The organism is Streptosporangium jomthongense, assembly GCF_042650425.1.
Classification (GTDB): Bacteria; Actinomycetota; Actinomycetes; order Streptosporangiales; family Streptosporangiaceae; genus Streptosporangium.
In genome coordinates, this window is sequence record NZ_JBHSBC010000001.1 from 371,795 (window position 1) to 398,088 (window position 26,294).

At 69.6% G+C, this 26,294-nt stretch carries 27 protein-coding genes; 11 read left to right on the forward strand and 16 right to left on the reverse strand.

Going from position 1 to position 26,294, the window contains the following annotated elements; genetic code table 11:
* Positions 1 to 22: 22 nt before the first annotated feature.
* From ACFOYY_RS01770 to ACFOYY_RS01805, 8 genes are all read right to left on the reverse strand, one after another.
* Positions 23 to 871 (reverse strand): MetQ/NlpA family ABC transporter substrate-binding protein, encoded by an 849-nt coding sequence (locus ACFOYY_RS01770; protein WP_362909307.1) that lies wholly within the window; start codon positions 869 to 871, stop codon positions 23 to 25.
* 100 nt (positions 872 to 971) lie between these two features.
* On the reverse strand, positions 972 to 1,571 hold the full coding sequence (locus ACFOYY_RS01775; protein ID WP_352010368.1) for a DUF305 domain-containing protein: 600 nt from the start codon (positions 1,569 to 1,571) through the stop codon (positions 972 to 974).
* 81 nt (positions 1,572 to 1,652) lie between these two features.
* Positions 1,653 to 2,567, reverse strand: coding sequence for a lytic polysaccharide monooxygenase auxiliary activity family 9 protein (locus ACFOYY_RS01780; protein WP_386187165.1), 915 nt, complete (start codon positions 2,565 to 2,567; stop codon positions 1,653 to 1,655).
* 119 nt (positions 2,568 to 2,686) lie between these two features.
* Positions 2,687 to 3,598 carry an NADP-dependent oxidoreductase gene (locus ACFOYY_RS01785; protein WP_386187168.1) on the reverse strand — a complete coding sequence of 304 codons (912 nt, stop codon included), beginning with the start codon at positions 3,596 to 3,598 and terminating at the stop codon, positions 2,687 to 2,689.
* Between the two features lie 76 nt (positions 3,599 to 3,674).
* Positions 3,675 to 4,496 (reverse strand): PIG-L family deacetylase, encoded by an 822-nt coding sequence (locus tag ACFOYY_RS01790; RefSeq protein WP_352010365.1) that lies wholly within the window; start codon positions 4,494 to 4,496, stop codon positions 3,675 to 3,677.
* A 113-nt stretch (positions 4,497 to 4,609) separates the two neighbouring features.
* Positions 4,610 to 6,373: an acetyl/propionyl/methylcrotonyl-CoA carboxylase subunit alpha gene (locus ACFOYY_RS01795; protein ID WP_386187172.1), complete on the reverse strand. Its 1,764-nt coding sequence runs from the start codon at positions 6,371 to 6,373 to the stop codon at positions 4,610 to 4,612.
* 4 nt (positions 6,374 to 6,377) lie between these two features.
* Positions 6,378 to 6,626: an acyl-CoA carboxylase epsilon subunit gene (locus ACFOYY_RS01800; protein ID WP_352010363.1), complete on the reverse strand. Its 249-nt coding sequence runs from the start codon at positions 6,624 to 6,626 to the stop codon at positions 6,378 to 6,380.
* An 11-nt stretch (positions 6,627 to 6,637) separates the two neighbouring features.
* Positions 6,638 to 8,182, reverse strand: a complete 1,545-nt coding sequence (locus ACFOYY_RS01805) for an acyl-CoA carboxylase subunit beta (RefSeq protein WP_386187661.1) — start codon at positions 8,180 to 8,182, stop codon at positions 6,638 to 6,640.
* Positions 8,183 to 8,427: 245 nt separating this feature from the next.
* Between ACFOYY_RS01805 and ACFOYY_RS01810 the strand changes: the two genes are divergently transcribed.
* Positions 8,428 to 9,432 (forward strand): TIGR03617 family F420-dependent LLM class oxidoreductase, encoded by a 1,005-nt coding sequence (locus tag ACFOYY_RS01810; RefSeq protein WP_362909319.1) that lies wholly within the window; start codon positions 8,428 to 8,430, stop codon positions 9,430 to 9,432.
* Between the two features lie 147 nt (positions 9,433 to 9,579).
* Here the strand turns inward: ACFOYY_RS01810 and ACFOYY_RS01815 are convergent, their stop codons facing one another.
* Genes ACFOYY_RS01815 through ACFOYY_RS01835 form a run of 5 tightly spaced genes read right to left on the reverse strand, consistent with a single transcriptional unit; the run spans position 9,580 to position 14,062 of the window.
* The gene (locus ACFOYY_RS01815) at positions 9,580 to 11,202 is read right to left on the reverse strand and encodes an outer membrane protein assembly factor BamB family protein (RefSeq protein ID WP_352010360.1); all 1,623 of its coding nucleotides are present in this window, start codon (positions 11,200 to 11,202) and stop codon (positions 9,580 to 9,582) included.
* Positions 11,199 to 11,720, reverse strand: coding sequence for an ester cyclase (locus ACFOYY_RS01820; RefSeq protein ID WP_352010359.1), 522 nt, complete (start codon positions 11,718 to 11,720; stop codon positions 11,199 to 11,201). Before ACFOYY_RS01820 ends, ACFOYY_RS01815 begins: the two co-directional genes overlap by 4 nt.
* A 39-nt stretch (positions 11,721 to 11,759) precedes the next feature.
* Positions 11,760 to 12,464 (reverse strand): 3-oxoacyl-ACP reductase FabG, encoded by a 705-nt coding sequence (fabG, locus tag ACFOYY_RS01825; protein ID WP_352010358.1) that lies wholly within the window; start codon positions 12,462 to 12,464, stop codon positions 11,760 to 11,762.
* Positions 12,465 to 12,470: 6 nt separating this feature from the next.
* Positions 12,471 to 13,112, reverse strand: coding sequence for an HAD family hydrolase (locus ACFOYY_RS01830; protein WP_352010357.1), 642 nt, complete (start codon positions 13,110 to 13,112; stop codon positions 12,471 to 12,473).
* Complete coding sequence (locus ACFOYY_RS01835; RefSeq protein ID WP_352010356.1) at positions 13,109 to 14,062, reverse strand: AfsA-related hotdog domain-containing protein; 954 nt, start codon at positions 14,060 to 14,062, stop codon at positions 13,109 to 13,111. The genes ACFOYY_RS01830 and ACFOYY_RS01835 overlap by 4 nt, the downstream gene beginning before the upstream one ends.
* 185 nt (positions 14,063 to 14,247) lie before the next feature.
* Here ACFOYY_RS01835 and ACFOYY_RS01840 point away from each other — a divergent pair, with 185 nt between their 5' ends.
* Genes ACFOYY_RS01840 through ACFOYY_RS01860 form a run of 5 tightly spaced genes read left to right on the forward strand, consistent with a single transcriptional unit; the run spans position 14,248 to position 17,740 of the window.
* Positions 14,248 to 14,508: an acyl carrier protein gene (locus ACFOYY_RS01840; protein WP_184719879.1), complete on the forward strand. Its 261-nt coding sequence runs from the start codon at positions 14,248 to 14,250 to the stop codon at positions 14,506 to 14,508.
* Positions 14,501 to 15,718, forward strand: coding sequence for a beta-ketoacyl-[acyl-carrier-protein] synthase family protein (locus ACFOYY_RS01845; protein ID WP_386187182.1), 1,218 nt, complete (start codon positions 14,501 to 14,503; stop codon positions 15,716 to 15,718). The genes ACFOYY_RS01840 and ACFOYY_RS01845 overlap by 8 nt, the downstream gene beginning before the upstream one ends.
* A complete protein-coding gene (locus ACFOYY_RS01850) occupies positions 15,715 to 16,839 on the forward strand; it encodes a beta-ketoacyl synthase N-terminal-like domain-containing protein (RefSeq protein WP_386187185.1) in 1,125 nt (374 codons plus the stop codon). Before ACFOYY_RS01845 ends, ACFOYY_RS01850 begins: the two co-directional genes overlap by 4 nt.
* Positions 16,830 to 17,294, forward strand: a complete 465-nt coding sequence (locus ACFOYY_RS01855) for an FAS1-like dehydratase domain-containing protein (RefSeq protein WP_352010353.1) — start codon at positions 16,830 to 16,832, stop codon at positions 17,292 to 17,294. Before ACFOYY_RS01850 ends, ACFOYY_RS01855 begins: the two co-directional genes overlap by 10 nt.
* A complete protein-coding gene (locus tag ACFOYY_RS01860) occupies positions 17,291 to 17,740 on the forward strand; it encodes a MaoC/PaaZ C-terminal domain-containing protein (protein WP_352010352.1) in 450 nt (149 codons plus the stop codon). Before ACFOYY_RS01855 ends, ACFOYY_RS01860 begins: the two co-directional genes overlap by 4 nt.
* Positions 17,741 to 17,784: 44 nt before the next feature.
* Here the strand turns inward: ACFOYY_RS01860 and ACFOYY_RS01865 are convergent, their stop codons facing one another.
* Entirely contained in the window at positions 17,785 to 18,543 is a 759-nt protein-coding gene (locus ACFOYY_RS01865) for an AfsR/SARP family transcriptional regulator (RefSeq protein WP_352010351.1), read from the reverse strand.
* Between the two features lie 199 nt (positions 18,544 to 18,742).
* On the opposite strand from ACFOYY_RS01865, the gene ACFOYY_RS01870 reads away from it, so the two are divergent.
* From ACFOYY_RS01870 to ACFOYY_RS01880, 3 genes are read left to right on the forward strand one after another with little or no spacing between them, the layout of a single operon-like run.
* Positions 18,743 to 19,147, forward strand: a complete 405-nt coding sequence (locus ACFOYY_RS01870) for an FAS1-like dehydratase domain-containing protein (protein ID WP_352010350.1) — start codon at positions 18,743 to 18,745, stop codon at positions 19,145 to 19,147.
* Complete coding sequence (locus tag ACFOYY_RS01875) at positions 19,140 to 19,568, forward strand: MaoC/PaaZ C-terminal domain-containing protein (protein WP_352010349.1); 429 nt, start codon at positions 19,140 to 19,142, stop codon at positions 19,566 to 19,568. The genes ACFOYY_RS01870 and ACFOYY_RS01875 overlap by 8 nt, the downstream gene beginning before the upstream one ends.
* Positions 19,569 to 19,594: 26 nt before the next feature.
* Positions 19,595 to 20,620 (forward strand): lactonase family protein, encoded by a 1,026-nt coding sequence (locus ACFOYY_RS01880; RefSeq protein ID WP_386187191.1) that lies wholly within the window; start codon positions 19,595 to 19,597, stop codon positions 20,618 to 20,620.
* Between the two features lie 78 nt (positions 20,621 to 20,698).
* On the opposite strand, the gene ACFOYY_RS01885 is transcribed toward ACFOYY_RS01880, so the two are convergent.
* Positions 20,699 to 21,334, reverse strand: coding sequence for a MerR family transcriptional regulator (locus ACFOYY_RS01885; protein ID WP_362909331.1), 636 nt, complete (start codon positions 21,332 to 21,334; stop codon positions 20,699 to 20,701).
* 116 nt (positions 21,335 to 21,450) lie between these two features.
* Positions 21,451 to 22,872, reverse strand: coding sequence for an MFS transporter (locus ACFOYY_RS01890; protein ID WP_352010346.1), 1,422 nt, complete (start codon positions 22,870 to 22,872; stop codon positions 21,451 to 21,453).
* A gap of 122 nt (positions 22,873 to 22,994) precedes the next feature.
* Between ACFOYY_RS01890 and ACFOYY_RS01895 the strand changes: the two genes are divergently transcribed.
* Positions 22,995 to 25,154, forward strand: coding sequence for an MMPL family transporter (locus tag ACFOYY_RS01895; protein ID WP_386187196.1), 2,160 nt, complete (start codon positions 22,995 to 22,997; stop codon positions 25,152 to 25,154).
* Positions 25,155 to 25,166: 12 nt separating this feature from the next.
* The gene (locus ACFOYY_RS01900; protein ID WP_352010733.1) at positions 25,167 to 26,195 is read left to right on the forward strand and encodes an aldo/keto reductase; all 1,029 of its coding nucleotides are present in this window, start codon (positions 25,167 to 25,169) and stop codon (positions 26,193 to 26,195) included.
* Positions 26,196 to 26,294 lie beyond the last annotated feature (99 nt).

The following is a 26,294-nucleotide window of genomic DNA, read 5'->3' on the forward strand; positions in this document are numbered from 1 at the left end:
GCCGTACCCGGGGAGGTGAGCGTTACGGTACGGCCGGCAGGACGGCGCCCTTGTAGGTGTCCTGGATGTACTTCTTCACCTCGGGGCCCTGGAGCAGTTCGGCGAGCTTCCTGACGCGGGGGTCGCCGACCTTGGCGGGGACGGTGACCAGGCCGTTGGCGTAGGGATTGCCCTCGCCCTTCTCCAGGATCAGCGAGTCGGTCGCGGGCTGGAGCCCGGCTTCGAGGGCGTAGTTGCCGTTGACGACCGCGGCGTCCACGTCCTGGAGCGAGCGGGGCAGCTGGGCGGCCTCAAGCGGCCTGAACCGCAGCTCCTTGGGGTTCGCCGCCACGTCGCGTTCGGTGGCCTTGACGCCCACGCCCTCCTTGAGGGTGATCACCCCGTTGTCGGCGAGGAGTTTGAGCGAGCGGCCCAGGTTGCTCGCGTCGTTGGGCAGCGCGACCTGGGCCCCCTTGGCCAGCTTGGCGATGTCGTCGATCTTCTTGGAGTACAGCCCGAGCGGCTCGATGTGGACCGGGGCGACCCAGCTCAGGGTGACGCCCTTGCCCTTGGAGAACTCCTCAAGGTAGGGGACGTGCTGGAAGTAGTTGGCGTCGAGCCGTCCCTCGTCGAGTTGGACGTTCGGCTGCACGTAGTCGGTGAACTCGACGATCTCCAGGTTCAGCCCGGCCTTGGCGGCGAGGGTGTCCTTGACGAACTTCAGGATCTGACCGTGGGGCACGGGGTTCACGCCGACCTTGAGCGGCGCGTCGGCCTTCGGCGACGATCCTCCGCCGGTCGAGGCCGCGGACGTGGTCGTCTGTGATCCGCCGCACGCGGTGAGGGTCCCGGCCAGGATCAGCCCGGTCACGACTCCCAGCAGTCTGCGCATACTTCCCCCAAATTCCAGTAGATTTAGTAGGAAATATGGCACAGCGAAGGTCCGCCGACAACCCGATCATCTGCCGACGGACAACGCGGTCACCCGCCGGTCACGTGCCGACGATCGCCTTCATCTGGTCGATCTGCGCGGTACGCGAGGCCTCGATCCGGTCCGCCAGCGCCTTGGTCTCGGCGTTCTGACCGGCCATCTTCTCCACCTTGGCCATCTGGATGGCGTCGTCCTGCTGGGAGATCAGCGCGTTGAGGAACCGCTTCTCGAACTCGGAGTCCGGGGACTTCGAGATCATCCGGATCTGGGCGTCGCTCAGCCCGTGGCCTCCGTGACCGGAGTGCGCGCCCGCCGGAGCGGCCGTGGGGCGCTTCCAGCCCTTCAGCCAGCCGGTCATCATCGTCACCTCCGCGTCCTGGGTGGTGGCGATCGCCGCGGCCAGGACCTTGGCGTTCTCGCTGATGTTCCGGCCTGCGGCGAGCTTCGCCAGCTTCGCCCCCTGGGCGTCGTGCGGCAGCATCATCTGCAGGAACATCACATCGGCCGGGTTGAAGTCAGGGCCCGCGACGAGCCCGGGTGCCGCGCTGGCGGCGGCCCCGACCGTCAGCTGGCCACCGCCCTGCAGTTCCTGGAGGCTGCGTGAGCCGCAGCCCGCGAGGAGAACGGCGCTCAGCACGAGCGGGACGACGCGTTTCAACATGGGGAACTCCTGTTGGGGGGGGTGCCCGGGTGGGGCGGCGAGACCGCCCCACCCGGCAGGGTCAGGCCCGGTCCGACGAGGTCAGACCCGCTGCCACAGAGAGGGGACGTTCGGCGGCTCCCAGCCGGGCAGCGCGGTGTGCGACTGCAGGCAACGGTAGGTCGAACCGTTGTAGGTCACGGTCGCGCCCGCGGTGTAGGAGGTGCCCGAGGTCCAGGCGCCCTCCTGCTTCGTCGGAGTCACCGTGGGGGTGACGGTCGGCGTCACCGTCGGCGTCACCGTCGGCGTCACAGTGGGGGTCACCGTCGGCGTCACGGTGGGGGTGACCGTGGGCGTCACGGTCGGGGTGGGTGAGGGGTTGGTCCCACCACCGAAGTCCACGTCGGAGCAGGTGTAGAAGGCCTCGTTGCTGTACAGGACGCGCTGCCAGATCGAGTAGATGAGCTGGCGGCCCGTACGCTGCGGGAGGTTGAGCGTCCACTTGGTGAACGTGACAGGGTTCTGGTTGTTGAACGTCTTGAGGGGCTCCAGGTCCGACCACTTCAGCGGCTTGGTGGGGTCCCAGCTCTGCTTGGTGATGTAGAACTCGAAGTTGCTCCCGCCGTGGGGGGCCGTGGCGTGGTAGGTGATCTCCAGCGGCCCCGGTGAGACCTGCGTCGCGGGCCAGTCGGCCCTGGGGAGGTCGAGGCCGCGATACTTCTCGCGGCCCGCGCTGCAGAGCTTGCCGTCCGGGATGAGCGCGCGGTGGTTACCGCCGGCCTCCAGCAGGGAGACCTCGTTCCAGTCGTACATGGCCTGGGTCCCACCGGCCGCGACAGCCGCCTTGCAGGCCTCGGACTTGGGTGTCTCCGGCCCCTCGTTCTTGCAGAGGTAGACGCGGCTCGGTGGGTTCGACATGCTGCCGTGGGCGTCGGCCGCGGTCGCCGGGACCAGCGCGAGCACGGTTCCCAAAGTGAGCGCGGCGGCACCGGCCACCGCCTTGTTTCGCAGATGCACGTGGACTCCTCCTGAATGGGGGGATGGAGGCAGGACATGTCCAACGGCCGACGGATAGCACGTTATTAACAAGAAACCTTACTAAAAACACCTTCCGTGCGGCTACATCGCGCGGGTATTCACCCTGTCACCAGGACGACCTTGCCCTGACCGTGGCGTCCCTCGACCTCGCGGTGGGCGTCCGCCGCCCGGTCCAGCGGGTAGGTCACGCGCACCGGGAAGGTCAGCTCCCCCTTGGCGTACAGCTCGGCGAGCTCGGCGAGCCTGGAGGCCAGGCGCACCCCCTTGGTCAGCTGGACGCCGAGGCTCTCCGCCTTGTCGTGCTCGACCAGCGTGATGATCCGCTCCCCCGGCACCAGGCTCAGTGAGACGTCGAGGGCGTCGCCGCCCGCGCCGTCCAGGACGAGGTCGACCCTGCCGGGGGCCAGTTCGCGCACCCGGTCGAGCAGGCCCTCACCGTAGACGACCGGGACGGCGCCGAGGGCGCGCAGGTAGTCGTGGTTCTCCCGCCGCGCGGTGCCGATCACCGTCGTGGCGCCCCACAGCCTGGCGAGCTGTACCGCGGCGGTGCCGACCGCGCCCGCCGCGGCGTGGACCAGGACGGTGTCCCCCTGCCCGACCCCGAGCTGCCTGAGGGCGATGTAGGCGGTCTGCGTCCCGGCGGTGAAGCCGCCCGCCACCTCCCAGGGCATGTTCTCCGGCTTCGCCGTGACGTTCTCTGCGGGGACGACGACGTACTCGGCGTAGCAGTTCAGCAGGCTGAACCCCAGCACCTCGTCGCCGACGGCCACCCCGTCGACCCCCGGTCCCACCTGGTCCACGACGCCGGAGAACTCGTTGCCGGGCACCCTGGGCAGGTCGGCCGTGGCCCCGGCGGGCAGCCAGCCCTGCCGTACGGCCACGTCGAACGGCTGCACACCCGCCGCCTTCACCCTGACCCTGACCTGGCCGGGCCCGGCCTGCGGGGTCGGCAGGTCGACCACCTTGAGCACCTCGGGCCCGCCGAACTCGGTGACGGCCACAACCCTCATCGCACACTCCTTCACTCAGTCACTCGCCGGTGCGGACCTCCAATCTGCAATCTCAACCAATGTTGAGGTCAACTGCTCACGCCTCGCGGAGACCGTCGAAGAGGTCGTCCTCACGCTCGGCGGCGGCGGTCACCCGGCTGAAGTGACGGACGAAGGCCTCGTAGGACAGCGCCCTGTGCTGGACCTCCTCCGGCATGCGCAGCAGGAAGATGCTGTCCCCCTGGCTCGCGTGCGCCTGCAGGGCCTTGCGCTTGCGTTCGACGTACGGCGCGACGTCCACGACGGTGGTGATGAGTTCCTCGGGGGTGCCGAAGTCCTCGGGCAGGTCCTGTATCTCGGCGGCACCGGCCGCGCGCAGGGCGGCGAACATCTCGGCGATCCGCTCCCTGGGCACGGCGGTGTAGTAGAGCTTGTCCGGGATGCCGGTCGCCTCGGCCGCGGCCAGGGCGATGCGGTTGGCCTGGATGTGGTCGGGATGACCGTAGTTGCCGTTCTCGTCATAGGTGACCACGACCTGCGGCCGGTAGCGCTCCATCAACGCGGCGAGCCTGCCGACCGCCTCCTCGAAGGACACATTGGCGAAGGCGTCCTTCGCCTGGTTGCCCTCCCAGCCGTCCATGCCCGAGTCGCGGTAGCCGAGCAACTCGACGTGCTCGATCCCGAGGTGGGCCACCGAGTCGTTCAGTTCCTCAAGCCGCCGCGCCCTGACGGCCGCCTCGTCGTGCCCGGGCTCCCCGGGCTTCACCCCGCCGGGCCCGTCGCCCTGCTCACCGTTGGTGCAGGTGACCAGGACGGTACGGATGCCCTCCTCGGCGTATCTGGCGAAGACGCCACCCGTCCCGAGCACCTCGTCGTCGGGGTGCGCGTGGACGGCCATCAGCGTCAGTTCACGTTCCATGGATGCAGACCTCTCCGTAGGGGAGGGCCGAAGGGCCCCGCCCACTCTACGGCGGCACCTGTGGCGGCGCGGCGAGAGACGGAACCGGCACACACCCGTCCTGATCGGACCGTTCAGTCGTGCAGGAGACACAGGACGTGCCCACCGGTGACAGCGTCCCCCACCCCCATGTCGAGCTGGGCGACGGTGCCCGCCTTGTGGGCGAAAAGCGGCTGCTCCATCTTCATCGCCTCAAGCACCACGATGAGGTCCCCGGTCGCGACCCGGTCGCCATTGCCGACCGCGACCTTGACGATCGTGCCCTGCATCGGGCTGGTCACGGCGTCCGCCCCGCCCGCCGTACCGCCGCCCTTCGCCGCCTGCCTGCGGGGGCGCCTGGCCGTGGCGGGGGCGGTCGCGGGATGGGCGGCGGGGGCGGCGAACCCGGCCGGGATCACGATCTCGACCCGGCGCCCGTCCACCTCGACGACGACGGGCTCTCCCTTTGCGTGCGGCGTCGCGGCGGCGGGGATCTCCGGGTACGGCTCGATGCCACCGCGGAACTCCGTCTCGATCCACTGGGTGTGGACCGTGAAGGACCCGTCCTCGCCCTGGAAGGCCGGTTCCTCGACCACGACCCGGTGGAAGGACAGCGTGGTCGGCAGCCCCTCGACCGTGAACTCGGCCAGCGCGCGGCGGGCCCGTTCGAGCGCCTGGGCGCGGTCGGCGCCGGTGACGACGAGCTTGGCCAGCAGCGAGTCGAAGGCCCGCCAGAGCACCGTCCCGTTCTCCGCCCCCGAGTCCAGGCGCACGCCGGGTCCCGAGGGGGGACGCCAGCCGGTGATGGTTCCCGGGCTCGGCAGGAAGTTGCGGCCCGGGTCCTCCCCGTTGAGGCGGAACTCGATGGAGTGCCCGCGCACCGGCGGGTCGTCGTAGCCGAGCGCCTCCCCCCTGGCGATGCGGAACTGCTCACGCACCAGGTCGAGGCCGGTGACCTCCTCGCTGACCGGGTGCTCGACCTGCAGCCGGGTGTTGACCTCAAGGAAGGAGATCATGCCGTCGCTGCCGATCAGGAACTCGCAGGTGCCCGCCCCGACGTAGCCTGCCTCCCGCAGGATGGCCTTGGACGCCTCGTACAGCACGCGGTTCTGCTCCTCGGTGAGGAACGGCGCCGGGGCCTCCTCGACAAGCTTCTGGTGCCTGCGCTGCAACGAGCAGTCACGGGTGGAGACCACCACCACGTTGCCGTGCGTGTCGGCCAGGCACTGCGTCTCCACGTGCCGGGGCCGGTCGAGATAGCGTTCGGCGAAGCACTCGCCCCGGCCGAAGGCCGCGACCGCCTCCCGCACCGCCGACTCGTAAAGCTCCGGGATGTCCTCAAGGGTCCTGGCGACCTTCAGGCCCCGGCCTCCACCGCCGAAGGCTGCCTTGATGGCGACCGGCAGGCCGTACCGCCCGGCGAACTCGGCCAGTTCCTCGGGGCCGCTGACCGGCCCGTCGGTGCCGGGGGCGAGCGGGGCTCCGGCGGCCATGGCGATCCTGCGGGCCGAGACCTTGTCCCCGAGGTCGTCGATCACCTTGGGCGGCGGCCCGATCCAGGTCAGTCCGGCGTCGATCACGGCCTGGGCGAAGGCGGAGTTCTCCGCGAGGAAGCCCCACCCGGGGTGTACGGCGTCCGCCCCCGACCTGATGGCGGCCTCGACCACCTTTCCGATGTCCAGGTAGCTCTCCGCGGCGGTCTCCCCGCCCAGCGCGAACGCCTCGTCGGCGAGCGCGACGTGGAGCGCGTCCCGGTCGGGCTCGGCGTAGACGGCCACGCTGCCGATCCCCTCGTCGCGGCAGGCCCGCGCGACCCGGACCGCGACCTCCCCACGGTTGGCTATCAGAACCTTGCGCACTGGCTCAGCCTCTCCGCGCCGTCTGGGACGGCACTGTCTGGGACGGCACTGTCTGTGGGGATTGCGTCTGCGGGGAAACCGGGCGCGACGGCACCCGGTAGGCGGGGCCTGCCACCCAGAACGGTCTCCTGGCGGGCGGACGGCCACCGTCCCGCGCCTGCCGCCGGGACACCAGGAACGCGACGACCACGGCGGCGAGCTCCTCCTCTGAGGGCTTGCCGCGCATGACCAGCAGCGGGTCTTCCGAACTCATCTCGGCGCCCATCACATCGGGGGGTTGCCGTGCTTGCGCTGCGGCAGGGTCGCGCTCTTGCCCCTGAGCATGGCCAGCGACCTGGCCAGGACCATCCGGGTCTCGCGGGGGTCGATGATGTCGTCGACCAGGCCGCGCTCGACCGCGTAGTAGGGGTGCATGAGCTGTTCGCGGTACTCGGCGATGCGCTCGGCGCGCCTGGCCGCGGGGTCGGGCGCGGCGGCGATGTCCTTGCGGAAGATCACGTTGGCCGCCCCGTCCGCGCCCATGACCGCGATCTCGTTGCTCGGCCAGGCGAAGGACAGGTCGGCGCCGATGGAACGGGAGTCCATCACGATGTAGGCGCCGCCGTACGCCTTGCGCACGATGACCTGGACGCGGGGGACCGTGGCGTTGCAGTAGGCGTAGAGCAGCTTGGCGCCGTGCCTGATGACGCCGCCGTGTTCCTGGTCGGTGCCGGGCAGGAAGCCGGGCACGTCGACGAACGTCACGATCGGGATGTTGAAGGCATCGCAGAACTGGACGAACCTGGCGGCCTTCTCCGAGGCGGAGATGTCCAGCACACCCGCGAACGACATCGGCTGGTTGGCGACGACGCCGACGACGTGACCTCCGATGCGGCCGAGACCGCAGACGATGTTCGCCGCCCAGCCCTCGTGGATCTCGACCAGCTCACCGTGGTCGATCACCTCGGCGATGACGTCGCGCATGTCGTAGGGGCGGTTCGGGTCGGCGGGGACGATGTCCAGCAGCGCCTCGCACAGCCGCTCCTCGGGGTCGTCCGCCAGGGCCTCCGGCGGGAACTCCTGGTTGTTCGCCGGCAGCATCGAGACCAGGTGACGCACGTCCTCCAGGCAGGAGATCTCGTCGTCGCTGACGAAGGTGGCGACCCCGGTCATCGTGCCGTGGACCCCCGCGCCGCCCAGTTCCTCGTGGGTGACCTTCTCCCCGGTGACCGCCTCGACGACGTCGGGGCCGGTGATGAACATCTGGGCGGTGTCGCGGACCATGAAGACGAAGTCGGTGAGCGCCGGGGAGTAGGTGGCCCCGCCCGCGCACGGCCCCATGATCACGCTGATCTGCGGGATCACGCCCGAGGCGCGGACACTGCGCTGGAAGATCCCCCCGTAGCCCGCCAGGCCCGTGACCCCCTCCTGGATGCGGGCCCCCGCGCCGTCGTTGAGCCCGATCAGCGGGGCGCCCGCGGCGTAGGCCATGTCCATGATCTTGTGGATCTTCTGGGCGTGGGCCTCGCCGAGCGACCCGCCGAAGATACGGAAGTCGTGCGCGTAGACGAACACGGTCCGGCCCTCGATGGTCCCCCACCCGGTGACCACGCCGTCGCCGTACGGCCGCTTGGCCTCCATGCCGAAGCCGCTCGCCCGATGCCTGCGCAGACCCTCGACCTCGGTGAAGGAGCCGTCGTCCAGGAGCAGCCCCAGGCGCTCCCTGACCGTCATCTTGCCCCGGGCGTGCTGCCGCCTGGTCGCCTCGTCCCCCGGGCCGACCCGGACGCTCTCCTGGATCCTGGCGAGTTCCTCGGCGTACGCGCGCATGGATCGCGTCGCGGTCTCGACCTTTCGTTCTTCGACCGCCGTCATATCCGTTTACCCTTCCTATGGGATTCAGATCTGTAAATTCTGTCCATTCATCGGGGGCCATAGGAAGGCTTCTTCCCCCTAGGTGGTATCCGCCTATTCCTTAGGAGGCATGGCCGGGCGGCACGGTCGGTGGTCTGATCGTGGCATATGCCTTTTACGAGGGGACAGCACCTGTGAAGATTGACTTTCACGGAATCACCGTGCCACCGGACGCATACGGGGACAGGGCGGCACGGGCCGAGGAACTCGGGTACGACTCGGTGTGGATGTCCGAGACGCAGCACGACCCGTTCGTCGGGCTGACCGCCGCGGCGCTGAAGACCGAACGGGTCGCCGTCCGCACCGGCCTGGCCGTCGTGTTCGCCAGGAACCCGATGACCACCGCGATGCTCGCCAACGACCTGCAGCTGGTCTCCAAGGGGCGTTTCGCCCTCGGTATCGGCTCCCAGCTCCAGACGCACATCACCAAGCGGTTCAGCATGCCGTGGTCGAAGCCCGCGCCCCGCATGCGGGAGTACATCCTGGCGCTGCGCGCCATCTGGAAGTGCTTCGCCACCGACGGCAGGATCAGGTTCCGCGGCGAGTTCTACCGCCACACGGTGATGAGCCCCTTCTTCAACCCGGGTCCCAACCCCTACGGCGAGCCGCCCATCCTCGTGGCCGGCGTCGGCCCGATGATGACGCAGCTCGCGGGCGAGCTGGCCGACGGCTTCCTGGCCCACATCATCTCCACCCGGCGGCTGCTCGAGGACGTGACGATCCCGGCGCTGCGTGAGGCCCGGGAGGGCGCGGGCAAGTCGATGGACGGCTTCGAGCTGCACGCGACGCCGATCGTGGCCACCGGCAACACCGAGGAGGAGCTGAGCGCGGCCGTACGGCAGGCCAAGGAGTCCATCGCCTACTACGCCTCCATCCCCAGCTACGCCCCGGTCCTGGAACTGGAGGGGCTCGGCGGCCTGAAGGACGAGCTGTACCGCCTGGCGGGCGCGGGCCGCGCGGCGGAGATGGTCGACGCGATCGACGACCACATCCTGGAGACGTTCGCGATCGTGGGCGAGCCCAAGGAGGCTGCGGCCAAGATCTGGGAGCGGTTCGGCGGCCTGGCCACCAGCATCGCCTTCTTCCAGGCGGGCGACCTGCCGCCCGAGGCGCTGCAGCCGCTGCACGAGGAGCTGCGCCACCTCGTACGGCAGCCGCCGCTCTGACCTTCCCGAGCACGCGAACGGGCCGGGCCACCTTGGAGAAGGTGGCCCGGCCCGTTTCACGTCCGGAGACGCTCCTGACGCGGCACGCGGAAAGCGGCGCCGGGTGGGGATGAGGACCCGGCGCCGCTTGTCCGAGGTTCAGCCGCGTCAGCGGCCGTTCACGGAGAAGGCGTAGAAGGTGGTGCTGCCCTTGCCCTGGATGAAGCGGTTGTTGTAACCGTTGCCCCAGAAGACCGTGCCGCCGACGATGGCGGGCCCGGCGTTGGAGGAACCCTCACCGAGGTAGTCCCAGAGGATCTCGCCGGTGGCGCCGTTGATGGCGTACATGTGGCCGCTCATCGAGCCGGCGTACATGACCCCGTTGGCGGTCGTGACCGCGCCCATGGTCTCGGCGTTCGACGGGTCGGCGATCTGCCAGAGGATCTTGCCGGTGCGGGCGTCGAGCGCGGCGAAGATGCCGTTGGTCGTGGTCTGCCCGTTGGGCAGGGTGTAGGCGACGTGGCTGGTGTTGGCGTTGCTGACGTAGAAGCGCTTGCCGTCGGTGGCGCTGCCCCACTCGATGCCGCCGTGCACGCCGCCGGGGCCGACCTGGGTCTTCCAGATGGTCTTGCCGGTGCGGGCGTCGAGCAGCCAGTAGGCGCCGCTCTTCTGCCCGGCGCCGATGACCATGCGCGGCAGGCCGAACCGGCCGGGGATGGTCAGCAGGTGGCCGCCCTCGGCGAAGTCGTAGTCACCGCCGTGGTTGGGCGGGCAGTTCTCCGGCGGGAAGTTGGGCTCGCAGGCCACCGTCCAGGCGTCGAACACGATGTCGCCGGCCTGCCACTTGATGTCACCGGTGCGCAGGTCGAGGGCGAGCAGCTGGTCGATGTGGTTGTCCGGCGGCTGGCACTCGGAGGCGGGCTTGCCCGAGCTCTGGCAGTCGCTCACGCTCTTGGGGACCGAGAGGTTCTGCCCGGTGCCGACGACGACCGTGTGGTTGGTCGGGTTGATCATGGGGCTGGTGCTCCACACGCCACCGCCGCTGAAGCCGCCGGGCTGTCCGCCGTTGTCGGGGACGGTGTACTTCTTCCACAGCACCTTGCCGGTCTTGGCGTCGACCGCGTTCACGCTGCCGCGGAAGGTGCAGCACTTGTAGCCGGGCAGGCCCGCGACGGCCGCCTCCTTGGAGGAGACACCCTGGTAGAGGACGCCGTTGTAGAGCGTGGGCGAACCGGTGAGGACGGCCGCGAAGTGCTCGTCGAGCGTGGTCTTCCAGATCAGGTCGCCGGTGGTGGCGTCGACGGCGAGCAGGTGCGCGCCCTGGCCGCCCTGCGGGCCGTTCTGGTCGCCGACGTAGATGCGTCCGCCGACCACCGTCGGGCTGGCCCTGACGATGCCGCCGGCGATGCCGTTCCAGTCCGAGACCTTGCGCGACCAGATGACCGCGCCGGTCTTGGCGTCGAGCTTGGAGAAGTAGCCGCCCCAGTCGGGGATGTAGACCGCGCCGTCCACCACGGCCGGGATGGCCGAGGTGTCACCGTGCGCGGTGTAGGTCCACTTGACGGCGAGCTTGTCGGCGTTCGAGGTGCCGATCCTGCGCTCGAAGGGGTTGGACTTCGAGTTGAAGTTGTCGTGGCCGCCCATCGACCAGTCGGCGGGCGAGGGCAGGTTCGGGAAGGTCTTCTGCGCGGCGCTCTGCGCCTGGGCGCCGGGCACCAGGCCGCCCATCGCCAGCAGGAGCGCGCCCACACCGACGGCGGCGCGCGTCAACATCTTGCCCGGCAGTTTCATGACGAGACCTCCTGACGGCCGATCGCCGCGCCCGCGTCCGCGGGGGTGGCGTACTCGGGGGTGAACTGTCCGATCTGACGCAGCAGGGTGAGCTCGTCACGGGCTCCCCAGTGCTCGGCCGCCTTACCGTCGGCGATCCGGTAGAAGTGCAGGTGCTGGACCTTGACCTCGGCGCCGGTCGGCGCCACGCCAAGGAAGTCGCCGGTGTGCTTGCCGCTGAAGGTCACCCGGCAGGCGAACTTGTCGCCCTCGGAGATGAAGTCGTCGACCTGCCAGGTCGCCTCGGAGAACGCGTTGCGCATGTAGCGGGCCGTCGACAGGTAGCCCTCGGGGCCGCCCGCGACGCCCGGCGAGGCCTCGTGGTCGACGAAGTCGGGGGCGATGTAACGGTGAGCCGCCTCCTCGTCGAGTTCACCGAACACCTTGGCGATGCCGATGGCGATCTCGATGATCTCCTCGGTTGCGGTCGGTGGCGCCTCCGCCAGAGGGGCCAGCATCTTCTCAACCTCGTCCGGCATGATCCGCCTTTCTCAAATGTGCGAGGTGCATGTGGGGGGTCAGTAACCGAGCCCGGAGCCGCCACTGACGGGCAGCAGGGCGCCGGTGATGAAGCTGGCCTCGTCGCTGGCCAGGAACCGCACCGCGGGGGCGACCTCCTCGGGCCTGCCCGAACGGCGCAGCGCCGTGATGCTGTGCAGGTACGCGCGGTGCTGCTCGGAGAGCCCCGCCACCATGTCGGTCTCGACGAGACCGGGCATCACCACGTTCACAGTGATCTTCCTGGGGCCGAGTTCCCAGGCCAGGGAGCGGGCGAAGCCCGCCATGGCCGCCTTGGAGGCCGAGTAGTTGGTCACTCCCGGCGAGCCCCAGAAGGCGGTGGTCGAGCCGACGAGGATGATCCGTCCCCACCGGGCCTTGACCATGTCGGTCACCGCGCACCGGGCGGCGCGGACGGCGCCCATCAGGTTGGTGTCGATGACGTCGGCGAAGTCCTTCTCCGACATGGCCATGAACAGGTTGTCGCGGGTGGTCCCGGCGTTGGCGACCAGGACCTGGACGGCGCCCTGCTGGGCCTTGACCTCCTCGAAGGCCGCCTCGACCGACGCGCTGTCGGTCACGTCGCACCGCACGCCGAACAGTCCCTCCGGCGGCTCTCCCGAGCGGTAGGTGACGGCGACCTTGTCACCGGCCTCCTCGAAGGCCCGCGCGATGGCCAGGCCGATGCCCCGGTTGCCACCCGTGACCAGTACGGAACGGCTCATTTGAGCTCACACTCCCAACTGCTCGTTCAGAGCCTTGATTGCGGTTTGCGCGTCGGTGAAGTGGATGGCGCGCCACCCGGCCGCCTCGGCTCCCTCGCAGTTCTTGGCGAGGTCGTCGACGAACAGGGACTGCGCGGCGGGGATGCCGGAGCGCTCGACCGCCAGGTCGAAGATCTCCCTGGCCGGCTTGCGGTGGCCCACCTCGAAGGACAGGACGACGTCGTCGAAGAGGCCGTCGGGGCTGAGCATGCGGCGCCAGTGCGCGTCCCAGGCCGGGACCATGTTGGACAGCAGCCCGACGAACAGTCCCTCGGCCCTGACCTCCCGCAGCCGGTCGGCCCACTCCTTGTTCAGCTCCCTGCCGTCGAACCAGGCGTCGGCGAGGGTCGTCATGTGCAGGTCGATGCCGTGGTCGGCGCGCAGCAGCTCCCCGATCTGGGCGAGCCACTCCTGCTCGGTGACCAGCGGGGTGTCGATGGGCAGCATCACGTCGTCCGTGCCGTACGACGCGGTGACCTTGAGGATCGCGTCGATCAGCGGCTCCTGACGGATGCCCTGCCTCTCGCAGAAGACGGCCAGGGTGTGACTGATGGGCGGCGTCAGCACGCCGCCGAAGTCGGTCCACACGGCCAGGACGGGTTGGGTCATCGGGGCACCATCACCATGGTCGATTCGGCGATCGTGATCGCCTCCTGAATGAAGGCGACGTTCACCGTTGCGGTGCCGTCACCCGAGTCCGTACGGGTCGCCGCGGCCAGCACCGGCTGGTCGAGCTCCGCGAACCGCCCGAAGGATCCGGAGACCGTGGCCGGCCAGGCGGTGACGTCGCCCATCACGACGAGGGCGAGCTGACGGGCCGCCTCGGTCAGGGTCATGGCGGGCAGGTGGTCGTAGTCGTGGTCGAAGATCGCACGGTTGCCGTACCTCGGCGTCACCCTGGCGCTCACCGCCGATGGACCCCGCTCGACCTGCGAGATCACCACGTTCATCGGGCTGACCCTGCCGACCGTGTACGGCTCGGCCTGGTCGGGGGCGGGCACGTCCTCCAGGTCCCCGGTCAGGGGGGCGGGGGTGCCGCGCAGCACGTTGCGCAGCGCCTCGTGCTCGGTGTGCGTGACGATCTGCACTTCCATGGTGTGCGTGCCGATCGGGACGTCGCCGATGGAGAGGTCCTGGCGGACGGCGCCCTTGCGCACCTTGCCCGCCCTGACGCGGATGGTCTCGAAGTGGTTGTCGATCCGCAGCTCACCCGGCCTGCGCCCGGTCCGCAGCGCGGACGGGTCCGGCAGGTCCAGCGAGAAGGTGTTGACCATCATCGTGGTGTCCGGGGGGAGCCCGAGAAGGTGGGCGCCCGCGATGCCGGCCTGCCTGCCCGCCTCAAGGATGAGCAGCGGGTCGAAGTGGGCCGGTCGCGACAGATGGTCGCTGTAGTAGCCGTGACTGAGCGGAAGCTGTGCCGCGGCCAGGAAGCGGGACTCCCCCGCCGGGACCAGGTCGGTTACGAAGACCTCCGCGACGGAGGCCCTGTGGACCAGGCGGCGTTCCACCGTACGGCCGAAGCTGAGCTCCCGTGGGGAGATCAGGTCCCCGGTCGTCATCCGTACCTCCACAAAATGCCGGAATAAGTCGGAGATCACTGTGGCACGGCGCGATGAAATTCAAATAAAAGTGCCATAAAAATGCGCCCGCATACCACTTTCGATCCACCGCCTTGCCCCTTATATCCACATCCCCCTAATGTCGTTTTCCAGCGGTGATCCGCATTCACGAAAGGAATCCGATAATGACTCTGGACGTTCTGCAGGAAAAGATCCGCGGCATCATCTCCCAGGAGCTCGAACTGGAGGACGGCGAGCTCACCGCAGAGGGACACTTCATCGACGAATACGACGCCGACTCCCTCTCGCTCATCACGATCCTCGCCAGGATCGAGAAGGAGCTCGGGATCGTGGTGCCGCAGGACGAGCTGCCGAACATGCCCAACCTCCAGGGCGTCTTCGACGTCGTGGGGACCATCAACAGCCGGGAGTCCCAGGGTGTCTGAACACCACCGGGTGGTCATCACCGGCCTCGGGGCGGTGAGCAGCATAGGCATCGGGGTCGAGAACTTCATCGAGGGCATCCGAGAGGGACGCAACGGCGCCTCGAAGATCGCCAGCTTCGACGCCGGCAACTTCCCGTACACGACGGCCGGTGAGGTCCACGACTTCCAGCCCGAGGCGATCCTGGAGAGGCTCGACGTCGAGCACTGGGGGCGCAGCAGCCTGTTCTCGGCGGCCGCGGCGCGGCTGGCCGTGCAGGACGCGAAGCTCGACCCGGAGCTGCTGTCCGCCTCGCGGGCCGGCTCCATCATGGGGACCACCGCGGGCGAGGCCCAGGTCCTGCAGGCCGCGGTCGAGCAGTGGGTCACGGACGGGCTCGGCGAGGTGGACGGGCGGCTCGCCGCCATGACACCGGTCAGCCAGATCGCCAACTCCGTCAACCACGAGCTGCGGCTCACCGGTGACGCCCAGACCATCCCCACGGCGTGCTCGGCGAGCAACATGGCGCTCGGCTACGCCTACGACCTGGTGCGCACCGGCGAGGCCGACTTCATGCTGGCCGGCGGGGCGGACGCGGTCAACCGGGCCTGCCACGCCGGGTTCTACCGGCTGGGCGCGCTGGCCGAGGACCTGTCCCGGCCGTTCGACCTCAACCGCTCCGGCATCCTCACCGGTGAGGGCGGCGCGGTCCTGCTGCTCGAACCGCTGGACCACGCCGTGGCCCGGGGGGCCACGATCTACGCCGAGGTGCTGGGCTACGGCGTGAACTGCGACGCCCGGCACATGGTCAACCCGGACGCGCCGAGCATCGCCGAGTGCATCCGCATCGCCCACCGCTACGCGGGGGTCAAGCCCGAGCAGATCGACTACATCTGCGCGCACGGCACCGGAACGCCGACCAACGACTACACCGAGGTCAGCGCGGTCCGTGAGGTGTTCGGTGAGCGCATCCCGCCGATCAGCTCCATCAAGTCGATGATCGGGCACACGATGGGCGCCGCCAGCGCCTTCGGCGCGATCGTCTGCGGCAAGGCTCTGCAGGACGGGTTCCTGCCGCCGACCGCGAACCTGGACAAGCTCGACCCGGCGCTGGGCGACGGGCTCGACGTGGTCCCGGGCAAGGCCCGTACGGCCACGCCGAACATCGTGCAGAACCAGGGTCTCGCGTTCGGCGGGAACAACGTCGTTACGATCTTCGGGAGGGTGGCGTGACGACGACCGTCGCCGTCAGACCTTTGACGATCACGGCCTGCGGGGTCGTCTCACCCGCGGGCCTGGGCCTGGACGTCCTGGGTGGCGCGCTGCGCTCCGGCGTCGAGGCGCACACCGCGCCGGTGAGCGGCTTCGAGGACGTGGCCGACGGCTACCCGCCGCGGCCCGTGTGGGCGGTGCCCGACCTCAAGGTCGCCGAGCACCTGGGCCGCAAGGGGCTGCGTCACATCGACCGCTTCACCCTGCTCGGCCTGATCGCCTGCAAGCTGGCCCTGGACGAGTACGGCAGGCCCCTCACCGACGAGGAGCGCGCCGACACCGGGGTGGTCATGGCGACCAACACCGGCAGTCTGGTCAGCATGCTTGAGGTGGGCCGTGACACCCTCCTCCAGGAGAAGCCCTACCTCGTCAACCCCGCCAGGTTCCCCAACGTCGTCACCAACGCCTGCACCGGCCAGATCGCGATCCGCAACTCCCTCACCGGGGTGAACGTGGTCATGTCGGGCGGTCAGGCGGCGGGGCTGGCCGCGGTGCGCTTCGCCCGCACCACGATCGGCGACGGGCGTTCGAGCAGGCTGCTGATCGGCGGCATCGAGGAGCTGTCGGAGGTGGCGGCCTGGGGCTGGCACAAGTCCGGCGCGCTCCGCGAGGACGCGGCCGTCGGTGAGGGGGCCGCGGCCTTCCTCGTCGAGGACGGCGAGACCGTCGCCGCCGAGGGCCGTACCGGCCTGGCCGACCTGCTGGCCTGCGAGGTCGGCTACTACGGCGCCAGGGACGCCGAGGGCCGCCTTGAGGGGCTGCGCTCGGGCATCGAGCGGGCGCTTGAGCGCAGCGGGGTCTCCCCCGGCGAGGTGGACGTCGTCGCGGTCGGCGCGGCCGGCCAGATCGGCGTCGAGGAGACCGAGGAGCGGGCGCTGCGCGAGGTGCTGGGCCGTTCCGTGCCCACGGTCCGGGTGTCCGAGACGCTCGGCGAGCTGTACAGCGCCAGCGTCCCCCTGCAGATCGCCGCGGTCCTGGCGCTGTGGCGCGCCGAGCCCGCCGAGCACACCCGTGTCGCGCTGGTGACCTCCATCGGCGGTGACGGCAACGCGGGCTGCCTGGTGGTGCGCGAATGCCGATGAACGAGGGGTGTGTCGGCAAGGTCTACCCGCCGACCGCGCCCTACGAGGTCGGCAGGGAGAAGATCAGGGAGTTCGCCGCCGCCGTCCGGGAGGGCAACGCCGCCTGCTGGGACACCGAGGCGGCGCGGGCCCTCGGCTATCCGGACATCATCGCCCCGCCCAGCTTCCCCATGGTGCTGACCCTGGAGGCCGAGCACGACGCGGTGCACGACCCCGAGCTGGGCGCGGCCAACCAGAACCGCTTCGTCCACCGCGAGCAGCGCTTCGCCTACAACCGGCCCATCCACGCCGGGGACGTGCTGACCGTGACGGTACGGCTCGCGGGCGTGGACTCGGTGGCGGGCAACGACGTCGTCACCTACGAGAGCACGCTCACCGCGGCCGACGGTGAGCACGTGTGCACCGGCCGGTCGACGTTCGTCATCTTCGGCCAGGAGGGGGGTGACGTCCGGTGACGGTCGAAACGGCCGCACGGCCTCGCTACGAGGACATCGAGCCGGGTTTCCGGCTGCCGGGCCGTACGTTCCGGGTGGAGCGCAAGGACCTCGTCAGGTACGGCGGCGCCGCCTGCGACTACAACGTCATCCACTGGGACGACAGGACGGCGGTGGCGATGGGGCTGCCGAGTCCCATCGCGCACGGCATGTTCACCATGGGCCTGGCGCTGGGCGTGCTGACGGACTGGGCGGGCGACGCGGGAGCGGTCGTCGACTTCGGCGGCCGGTTCCCCCGGCTCGTCCCGGTGCCCAACGACGGTGTCGGCGTCGAGCTGACGGTCGAGGCCACGGTCATGGAGAAGCTGGAGCCGCCCAGGCTCAGGCTCAGCGTGGCCGTACGGCTCGGCGGGAGCGACGGCGGCAAGGTTCTCACCATGCCCAGGACCATCGTGGCGCTGCGGTAGCGCCCGCCTCCTTCCCGGTCGTCGCCGGGACAGGAGGCGGGGGCTCACCCGGCTTCGGCCAGGATCTCGTGGTGGAGCCGCTGCAGCTCGGCGGACGGTTCCAGGCCCAGTTCCTCGTGCAGGACCCTGCGCAGGTCGCGGAAGGCCAGCAGGGCCTCGCCCCGGCGGCCCGACAGGTGCAGCGCCTCGATGAGGCGGGCGTGGAACCACTCGTTGAGCAGGTTGCTCGCCACCAGGCCGCGCAGGTCGGGGATCAGCTCGCGGTGCAGGCCCAGGCGCATGTCGGCCTCGACGGACAGCTCCATGGCCCTCATCCGCTTCTCCTCCAGGTGGGCGACGTGACGGGTGAGGACCGGGCCGAGCGGAACGTTGGTCAGCGGCGCCCCCCGCCACATGCCCAGCGCCTCGCGCAGCAACCGCGCGGCCTCCGCCGTACGGCCCGCCACCAGGGCGGTCCTGCCGTCGGCGACCAGCCGCTGGAAGTGACGGATGTCCACCTGGTCCTCCGTCACCCGGAGCTGGTAGCCGGTCGGCTCGGTGATCAGCAGATCGGCGAGCCCCGGTTCGCCGCTCTCCTTGGCCAGCATCTGGCGCAGGTGGTAGACGTGCGTGCGGATCGTCGCGACCACGGTCTTCGGTGGCGCCCCGTCCCACAGCTCCTCGGCCAGGGTATCGATGTCGACCACCTGACCGGGCCTGAGCAGCAGCAACGCGAGCAGCCTGCGGACCTTGGGACCGCGCGGGACCCAGACCCCCTGTTCGGTCCGCAGTTCGAAGGAGCCGAGGATGGAAAAGTTGATCATGTTCTCTCCCCCCCAGGGAAATGACCTGACGGAGGAGAGTCTGCATATGCCACCTCAAATAGTGATACTGCGCTAAAGACACATCGGATGTCTCCAAAGAGACATAGCACCACCAATGAGAAGCAGGTCGGGACGTGTCCAGACCGCCCGGCGTGATTTACGTCTCCCCCGCAACCGCCCTCAAGCCGAGGAGGTCGAGGTGCCGCTGAATCCGGCCTTCGCCGGCCGGGTCTACCCGGCCACCGTTCCCTATCTGGTCGGCCGTGAGAAGATCCGCGAGTTCGCCGCCGCGATCGGCGACACGAGCGACGACCCGGCCGCCCCACCGACGTTCGCCATCGCGCTCACCCTGCGCGCCGAGGTCGAGGTCGTCAGCGACCCCGATCTCGGGCTCGACCTGACGCGCCTGCTCCACCGCGACCAGCGCTTCGAGCACAGGCGCCCCATCAGGGACGGCGACGAGCTGACCGTGACGGTCACGATCAGCGAGGTCGGCCGCGTCGGCTCGACCGACACGGTCACCCTCACCAGCGACCTGCGCACCGTCGCGGGCGAGCACGTGTGCACCACCACCTCGACACTGATTGCGCAGAGCGATGACTGAACCGCTGCCTCGATACGACGACGTCACCCCGGGGACCGCGCTGCCCCGGCTGACGCACGTGATCCGCCGGGGCGACCTGGTGCGCTACGCGGGCGCCTCCGGCGACCTCAACCCCATCCACTGGAGCGAGCGCGCCGCGACGGAGGCGGGCCTGCCCACGATCATCGCGCACGGCATGCTCACCATGGGCGTGGCCATGCGGCTGGTCAGCGACTGGGCGGGACGGCAGGCCGTCCTCGAATGCGGGGGCCGCTTCGCCAGGCCCGTCGTCGTCCCGGACGACGAGGCGGGCGTCGAACTCGTCGTCGACGGCGTGGTCGCCGAGAAGCTGGACGGCTCCCGGGTCCGCGTCGACCTGACCGTCCGCTGCGGCGGGGAGAAGGTCCTGGCCCGCCCCCGGGCCGTCGTCGCACTCAACTGACCCAGACAACAGAGAGGAACTCCACGATGCCGACCTTCGTGGGCGCCTACTCCTGGACCGAGGTCCCCGCGACGGGGATCACGGTCATCGAGGCGGGCGCGGTAACCGGTACGTTCACCGACATCGTCAACCCGTTCCACCTGGCCCTGTCCCCGTCGGGACGGACCCTGTACGCCGCGAGCAACGCCCCCGAGGGACGGGTGTTCGCGCTGACGGTCGGGGACGACGGGTCGCTGACCCCGCTGAACGACCAGCCGACCGAGGGCGCGGGGACGATCCACGTCCTCGTCCACGCGGGCCACGTCTACGCGACCAACCACGACTCGGGAGAGGTCGTGGTCTTCCCGGTCAACGACGACGGGAGCCTCGGCCCGGTGCGGCAGTCCGTCAAGCACCTCGGCTCCGGCCCCAACGAGCTGAGCCAGCTCGGCCCGCACCCGCACGTGACGGTCCCCGACCCGACCGGCGACCGCGTGCTCGTGCCGGACAAGGGCAACGACCAGCTGTACGTCTACCGCCTCGACGAGGGGCTGCTGGTCCCGCACAGCCAGGTGCACCTCGGCGCGGGCACCGGCCCCCGTCACCTGGTCTTCCACCCGGACGGCCGCCACCTCTACGTGGTCAACGAGCTGGTCTCCACGGTCACGGTCTGCGGCTACGACCCCTCGACGGGCGCCCTGTGGACGGCCGGTTCCGCCCCCACGCTCCCCGACGGGGAGGACGGCTGGAACGCCCCGTCCGCGCTCGTCCTGTCGGCGGACGCCCGGTTCGTCTACGTCGCCAACCGGGGCCACGAGAGCCTCACCGTGCTGCGGGTCGACAAGGAGGGCGCGCACCTGGAGCCGGTGCAGAACCTCAGGCTCTCCGAGGAGCCGCTCAGCACGATGCCCTGGGACCTCGTGTTCGACGCGTCGGGCACGACGCTGCGCCTGGCCAACCAGTCGGCGGGGACGGTCGTCTCCCTGACCGTCGACCCCGAGACCGGCCTGCTCTCGCTGGACGGCGCCCCGGCGGTCGAGGTCCCCGGCGCGGCCTGCCTGCTGCCCTTCTGAACCCGGAGCCCGAACGACGACAGGCGCCGGACCCCGTCGGGGTCCGGCGCCTGTTCGTCTCTCGTGGGGAAGGGCTCCTCAGTCGTCCACGTAGCCGCCGAAGCGCCGGGCGGTCTCCGCCTCCTGGGCGATGCGCCTGAGGGAGGAGACCACGGCGTCGCCGATCGCGGTCCAGATCACCACGGCCTCCGCCATGCTGTCGAGGTCGGGCCTGCCCATGATCGCGGTGATCTCCAGCTCGGCCAGGTGGCCGACCGTCTCGGCGTACTCCCCGAGCAGGGCGAAGTAGTCGTCCTGCCGCAGGCGGTGCATGGTGGCCAGCGCCTCGGTCAGGCTCAGCCTGGCCGGGTTGCGGGGACCGACCCGCCACTCCCGCTTGGCGATGAGCTCCTCGACCTGGCGGGACGCCTCGGCCCAGGCCTCGTCCTCGACGTGGTCGCGACGGGTCGTCAGGGCGTACTGGGCCTTGCCGAGCGCGCTGAGGCTGTTCATCTGCGAGTCCATCAGGGTGAGGACGTCGCGCGCCGCGGCGATGCTCAGGCCACCGACCTCCACCAGCGCCCTGGCCAGCTTGAGCCTGCGCAGGTGGGTCTCCTCGTACTGCGCCTGGTTGGGGCTGGTCCGCTCACCCGGCGGCAGCAGCCCTTCCCGCATGTAGTACTTGATCGTCGGGATCGGCACTCCGCTGCGACGGCTCAGCTCCGCGATCCGCATACCTCTCCTCCCCTCCCCCTGCCACGTCCCCCGGCCGTCTTCCCAGTGGGCGGAGACGACCGGAGGAACGGCCTTGACCGCATCGAATCGATTCAGGATAGACAGCGAACCCTCCGCTATCCACTTTCCACGGTTCTGAGCGGCTTGATTTCCTCGATCCGGGCGACCGGAGCGGGGGGACGGGCCGGGGTGAGCAGTGCGGCGAGGGCTCCCAGGGCGAGGATGACGGTGCCCGCCCACAGCGCGGGCCTCAGGCCGGAGACGAACTCCTCAGGCCCCGAGTAGCCGCCCGTGGCGGCGAAGAGCCCGGACAGTACGGCGATGCCCATGACCACGCCGACCTGCCGCATGGAGCTGTTGACGCCGGAGGCGACCCCCTCCTCCTCGACGGAGACGAAGTCCAGCGTCTGCCTGGCGCTGAGCGCGAAGAACAGGCCCATGCCCAGTCCCGCGACCACCATTCCGGGCAGCAGCACGAGGTAGGAGACCTCGGAGGAGACGACCAGCGCGAACCAGGCCAGCGCCCCGCCCTGAAGGACCGCGCCGGCCACCATGAGCCGCCTGACGCCGAGCCGCTCGCCGAACATGCCCGCGAGCGGGGCGACGAGGACGGGCATCATCGTCCACGGCAGCGTGCGCAGCCCGGCCCCCATGGGCGAGAAGTTCAGCACGTGCTGCAGGAACTGCGTCAGCAGGAAGACCGCGCCGAACATGCCGCCCTGGACGAGCAGCGCGACCAGGTTGGACAGGGTGAACCCCCTGCTGCGGAACAGCCTGGGCGGCACGACCGGGTTGGGGACCCGGCCCTCGAAGAGGACGAACCAGACCAGCAGCGCGGCTCCGGCCGCGACGGGGGCGATCACCTGCGGGCTTCCCCAGCCGAGGGTGGTGCTGCGCACCATGCCGAAGACGACGCCGAGCAGGCCGAGCGTGACCAGCAGGGTTCCCCGGACGTCGAGACGGCTGTAGGGGCCGTGGCTCTCGGTCAGCATGCGCAGCGCGAGCGGCACCAGGATCACCCCGATGGGGACGTTGATCCAGAACACCCAGTGCCAGTCGCCGAGTTCGACGATCATGCCGCCGATCCAGGGGCCGACGGCGATGGCCAGGCCGCTCATGCCGCTGAGCCCGGCGATGGACATGCCCCTGCGCTCCTGTGGCACGGACTGCACCACCAGGGTCAGCGCGAGGGGGAAGATCACCGAGGCTCCGACGCCCTGCACGGCCCGCGCCAGGACGAGCCACTCCGCGGAGGTGGCCATGGCCGCGGCCGCCGAGGCCAGGGTGAACAGGGTGACGCCGCCGACGAAGACCCTGCGCCGCCCGAAGCGATCCCCGAGGATCGCCGCGGTGAGCAGGAAGATCGCGTATGTCAGCGTGTAGGCGTTCACCGTCCACTCAAGGCTCTCAAGTGAGGCGTTGAAGCGGTCACGAATAGTCGGTAACGCGGTGGTGACGACGAGGTTGTCCATCGACGCCATGAAGGCCGCAACCCCGGTGATCAGGAACGTGGACAGGCCGCCGCCTCGCACATTCACAAGACGCCTCCATCTCAAAGGACCTTGCGAAGACTCGCACAGATAGTAGATATTATCACTATCGGGTTTTTATAGATAGTAGTGATATCCACTATCCACTGGCGTCCAATGGGAGGGGACTGATGTTCTCCGCACTTGGCAGGTTCGCCGCGAGACGCCGACTATGGGTCGTCATCGGCACCCTGCTCTTCACCGTCGTGGCAGGCGGATGGGGCTCGGGCGTGCTGAGCAGGCTCGGTGGCGGCGCGGGCTTCGACGACCCGGGCAGCGAGTCGGTGCACGCGGACGAGATCGTCGCGGGCCCCCTCGGCCGGTACGCGAACGACCTCGTGGTGCTCTACGAGAGCCCGGACAAGACAGTCGACGACCCCGCCTTCTCCGGCCCCCTCCAGAGCGCCCTGGCCGCGGTTCCCCGTGACAACGTCTTGCGCCTGGAGACCTACTGGACGACCAAGTCCCCAGACTTCGTCTCCAAGGACAAGCACGCGACCTACGTCGCGATCCAGCTCAACTCCAGCAACGACCAGCAACGCGTGCTGCAGCTGCGCGCGATCCAGGACAAACTCAAGGTCGACGGCCTGACCGTCCGCTTCGGCGGCCTGACCTCGATGACCGACCAGGTGAACCGGCAGACGCTGCGCGACCTGATCTTCGCCGAGTCGCTGTCGGTCCCCCTCCTGCTCATCCTGCTGGTGCTGATCTTCCGCAGCTTCATAGCGGCGGCGCTGCCACTGCTCATCGGCTTCACCGCGGCCTTCGGCTCGTTCGCCGTGCTGCGCTTCGTCACCTTCTTCGCCGACATCTCGACGTTCGCGATCCAGGTGATCAGCATCCTGGGCCTCGGTCTGGCCATCGACTACGCCCTGCTCATGGTCAACCGGTTCCGTGAGGAGATGCGCAACGGCCACTCCGTCGACGAGGCGGTACGGCGCACCATGGTCACCTCGGGCCGCACCATCGCCTTCTCCGGCCTGATCGTCGCCATGTCCTTCGCCGGCCTGACGGTCTTCCCGTCCAGGTTCCTGCTCTCGATGGGCTTCGCGGGGGCGGGCGTCACGCTGCTGGCCGTACTGGCGACGCTCACCGTGCTGCCCGCGGTGCTGCGCTACGCCGGGCCCCGGGTGAACGGCCGCAAGGAGCGCCGCGGCCAGGTCACGACCGTCCCGGCGACCGAGGGCCGCTGGTACCGGCTCACCCAGTCCGTCATGCGACGCCCGCTGGCCTTCACCGCCGTCATCGTGGTCGTGCTGGTCGGCCTGGGCCTGCCCTTCCTCGGCGTCAACTGGGCGCGTCCCGGTGACTGGGTGCTACCCATGCAGGCCGACGCCCGCCTGGTGACCCAGAAGCTGGCCACCGACTTCTCACACGACCCGGCCAAGCTGGTGACCTCGGTCGTCGAGGGCAAGGCCGACACCGCCGCCCTCGACGCCTACGCCCGCAGGCTCGACGCGGTCGCCAACGTGGACAGCGCGCGGGTGACCGGCACCGCGGCCGACCAGGCCAGGCTCGCCATGGGCTACTCGATCGACCCGATGTCCCCCGAGGCCCGCACGATGGTCGAGAACCTGCGCGCGGTCGCCCCGCCGCCCGGCACCAAGGCCTCCTTCACCGGAATGCCCGCCTCCCGGGTGGACATCGTCGACATGGTCATCTCCCGGATGCCGTGGATGGCGTTGTTCGTGGCGGTGGTCTCCTTCGTGGTGCTGTTCCTCGCCTTCGGCTCGGTGGTGCTGCCGCTGAAGTCGATCGTGCTCAACCTCCTGTCGCTCTCGGCCTCCTTCGGCGCCATCAAGCTGATCTTCCAGGACGGCTGGCTGTCCGGATTGCTGGGCTTCGTCCCGGTCGGCGCGATCGACGTCAACTTCCCGGTGCTGATCGTGGCGATCGCCTTCGGCCTGGCCATGGACTACGAGGTCTTCCTGCTGTCGCGCATCCGCGAGGAGATGGAGCGCACCGGTGACCCGGTCGAGTCCATCGCCCTGGGCGTCCAGCACACGGCGAGGATCATCACCAGCGCCGCCCTGCTGCTCGCCGTGGTCGTCGGCGGCTTCGTGATCTCCGGCATCACGTTCATGAAGATGGCCGGCGTCGGCCTGCTCATCGCGGTCGTCGTCGACGTGACGATCGTCCGCGGCCTGCTCGTCCCCGCCACGATGCGCCTGCTCGGCCACGCCGCGTGGTGGGCACCCGCCCCGCTCAAGCGGGTGTGGGAGAGATTCGGCGTGCGCGAGGCCAGCGACGCCGACGACATCGACCTGGCGCCCCGCCCCGCAGGAGTGTGACCCGTGACCACCATGGAATACCGCGTGCTCGGCCGTACCGGGCTGAAGGTGAGCAAGATCTGCCTGGGCGCCATGATGTTCGGCTCCTGGGGCACCTCGGAGCAGAGCGAGGTGACCAAGATCATCGGTACGGCGCTCGACGCGGGCGTGAACTTCGTCGACACCTCGGACAACTACTCCGGGGGCGAGTCGGAGCAGCTCGTCGGCGGCGCCCTGGCCGACCTGGGCGCGCGGGACAAGGTGGTGCTCGCCACCAAGTGCCACATGCCGATGGGTGACGACCCGAACTCGCGCGGCAACTCCCGGCGGTGGATCTTCCAGGAGGTCGAGAACAGCCTGCGCCGGCTCGGCACGGACTGGATCGACCTCTACCAGATCCACCGTCCCGACCTCACCACCGACATCGACGAGACCCTCGGCGCGCTCACCGACCTGGTCCGCGCCGGGAAGATCCGCTACTTCGGCACCTCGACCTTCCCGGCCCACCTGCTCGTCGAGGCGCACTGGACCTCGCAGTTCCGGGCCAGGGAGCGCTTCGTCTGCGAGCAGGCGCCGTACTCACTGCTGGTACGCGGGATCGAGGGCGACGTGCTCCCGGTGTGCGAGGACCTCGGCACCGGCGTCATCACCTGGAGCCCGCTGGCGGGCGGCTGGCTGAGCGGGACCTACCGCAAGGACAGGGAACTGCCGTTCACCATCCGCAGCTTCGTGCTGCCGGAGCGCTACGACATGCAGCTGCCCGAGAACCAGCGCAAACTGGAGGCGGTCGAGGCGCTGGCCGGGCTCGCCGAGCGGACGGGCGTCAGCCTGATCGAGCTGTCGCTCGCCTTCGTGCTCCAGCACCCGGCCGTCACCTCGGTGATCATCGGCCCCCGTACGGCGGAGCACCTCGACAGCCAGCTCCCGGCGGCGGAGGTGACCCTCACCGCGGAGGTGCTCGACGAGATCGACAAGATCGTTCCGCCCGGCGTCACGCTCAACCCGCACGACGCCGGTTGGCGTCATCCGGCACTGGAGGACCAGGCCAGACGACGTCGTTGAAACTTCATGAAATATGATTCGGCCTTAATGACATAGCACACAAGCGCACAATCCCAGCTGGGAGCGGTCGTCGGCAATTGAAATGTGAGCCTTCCTATA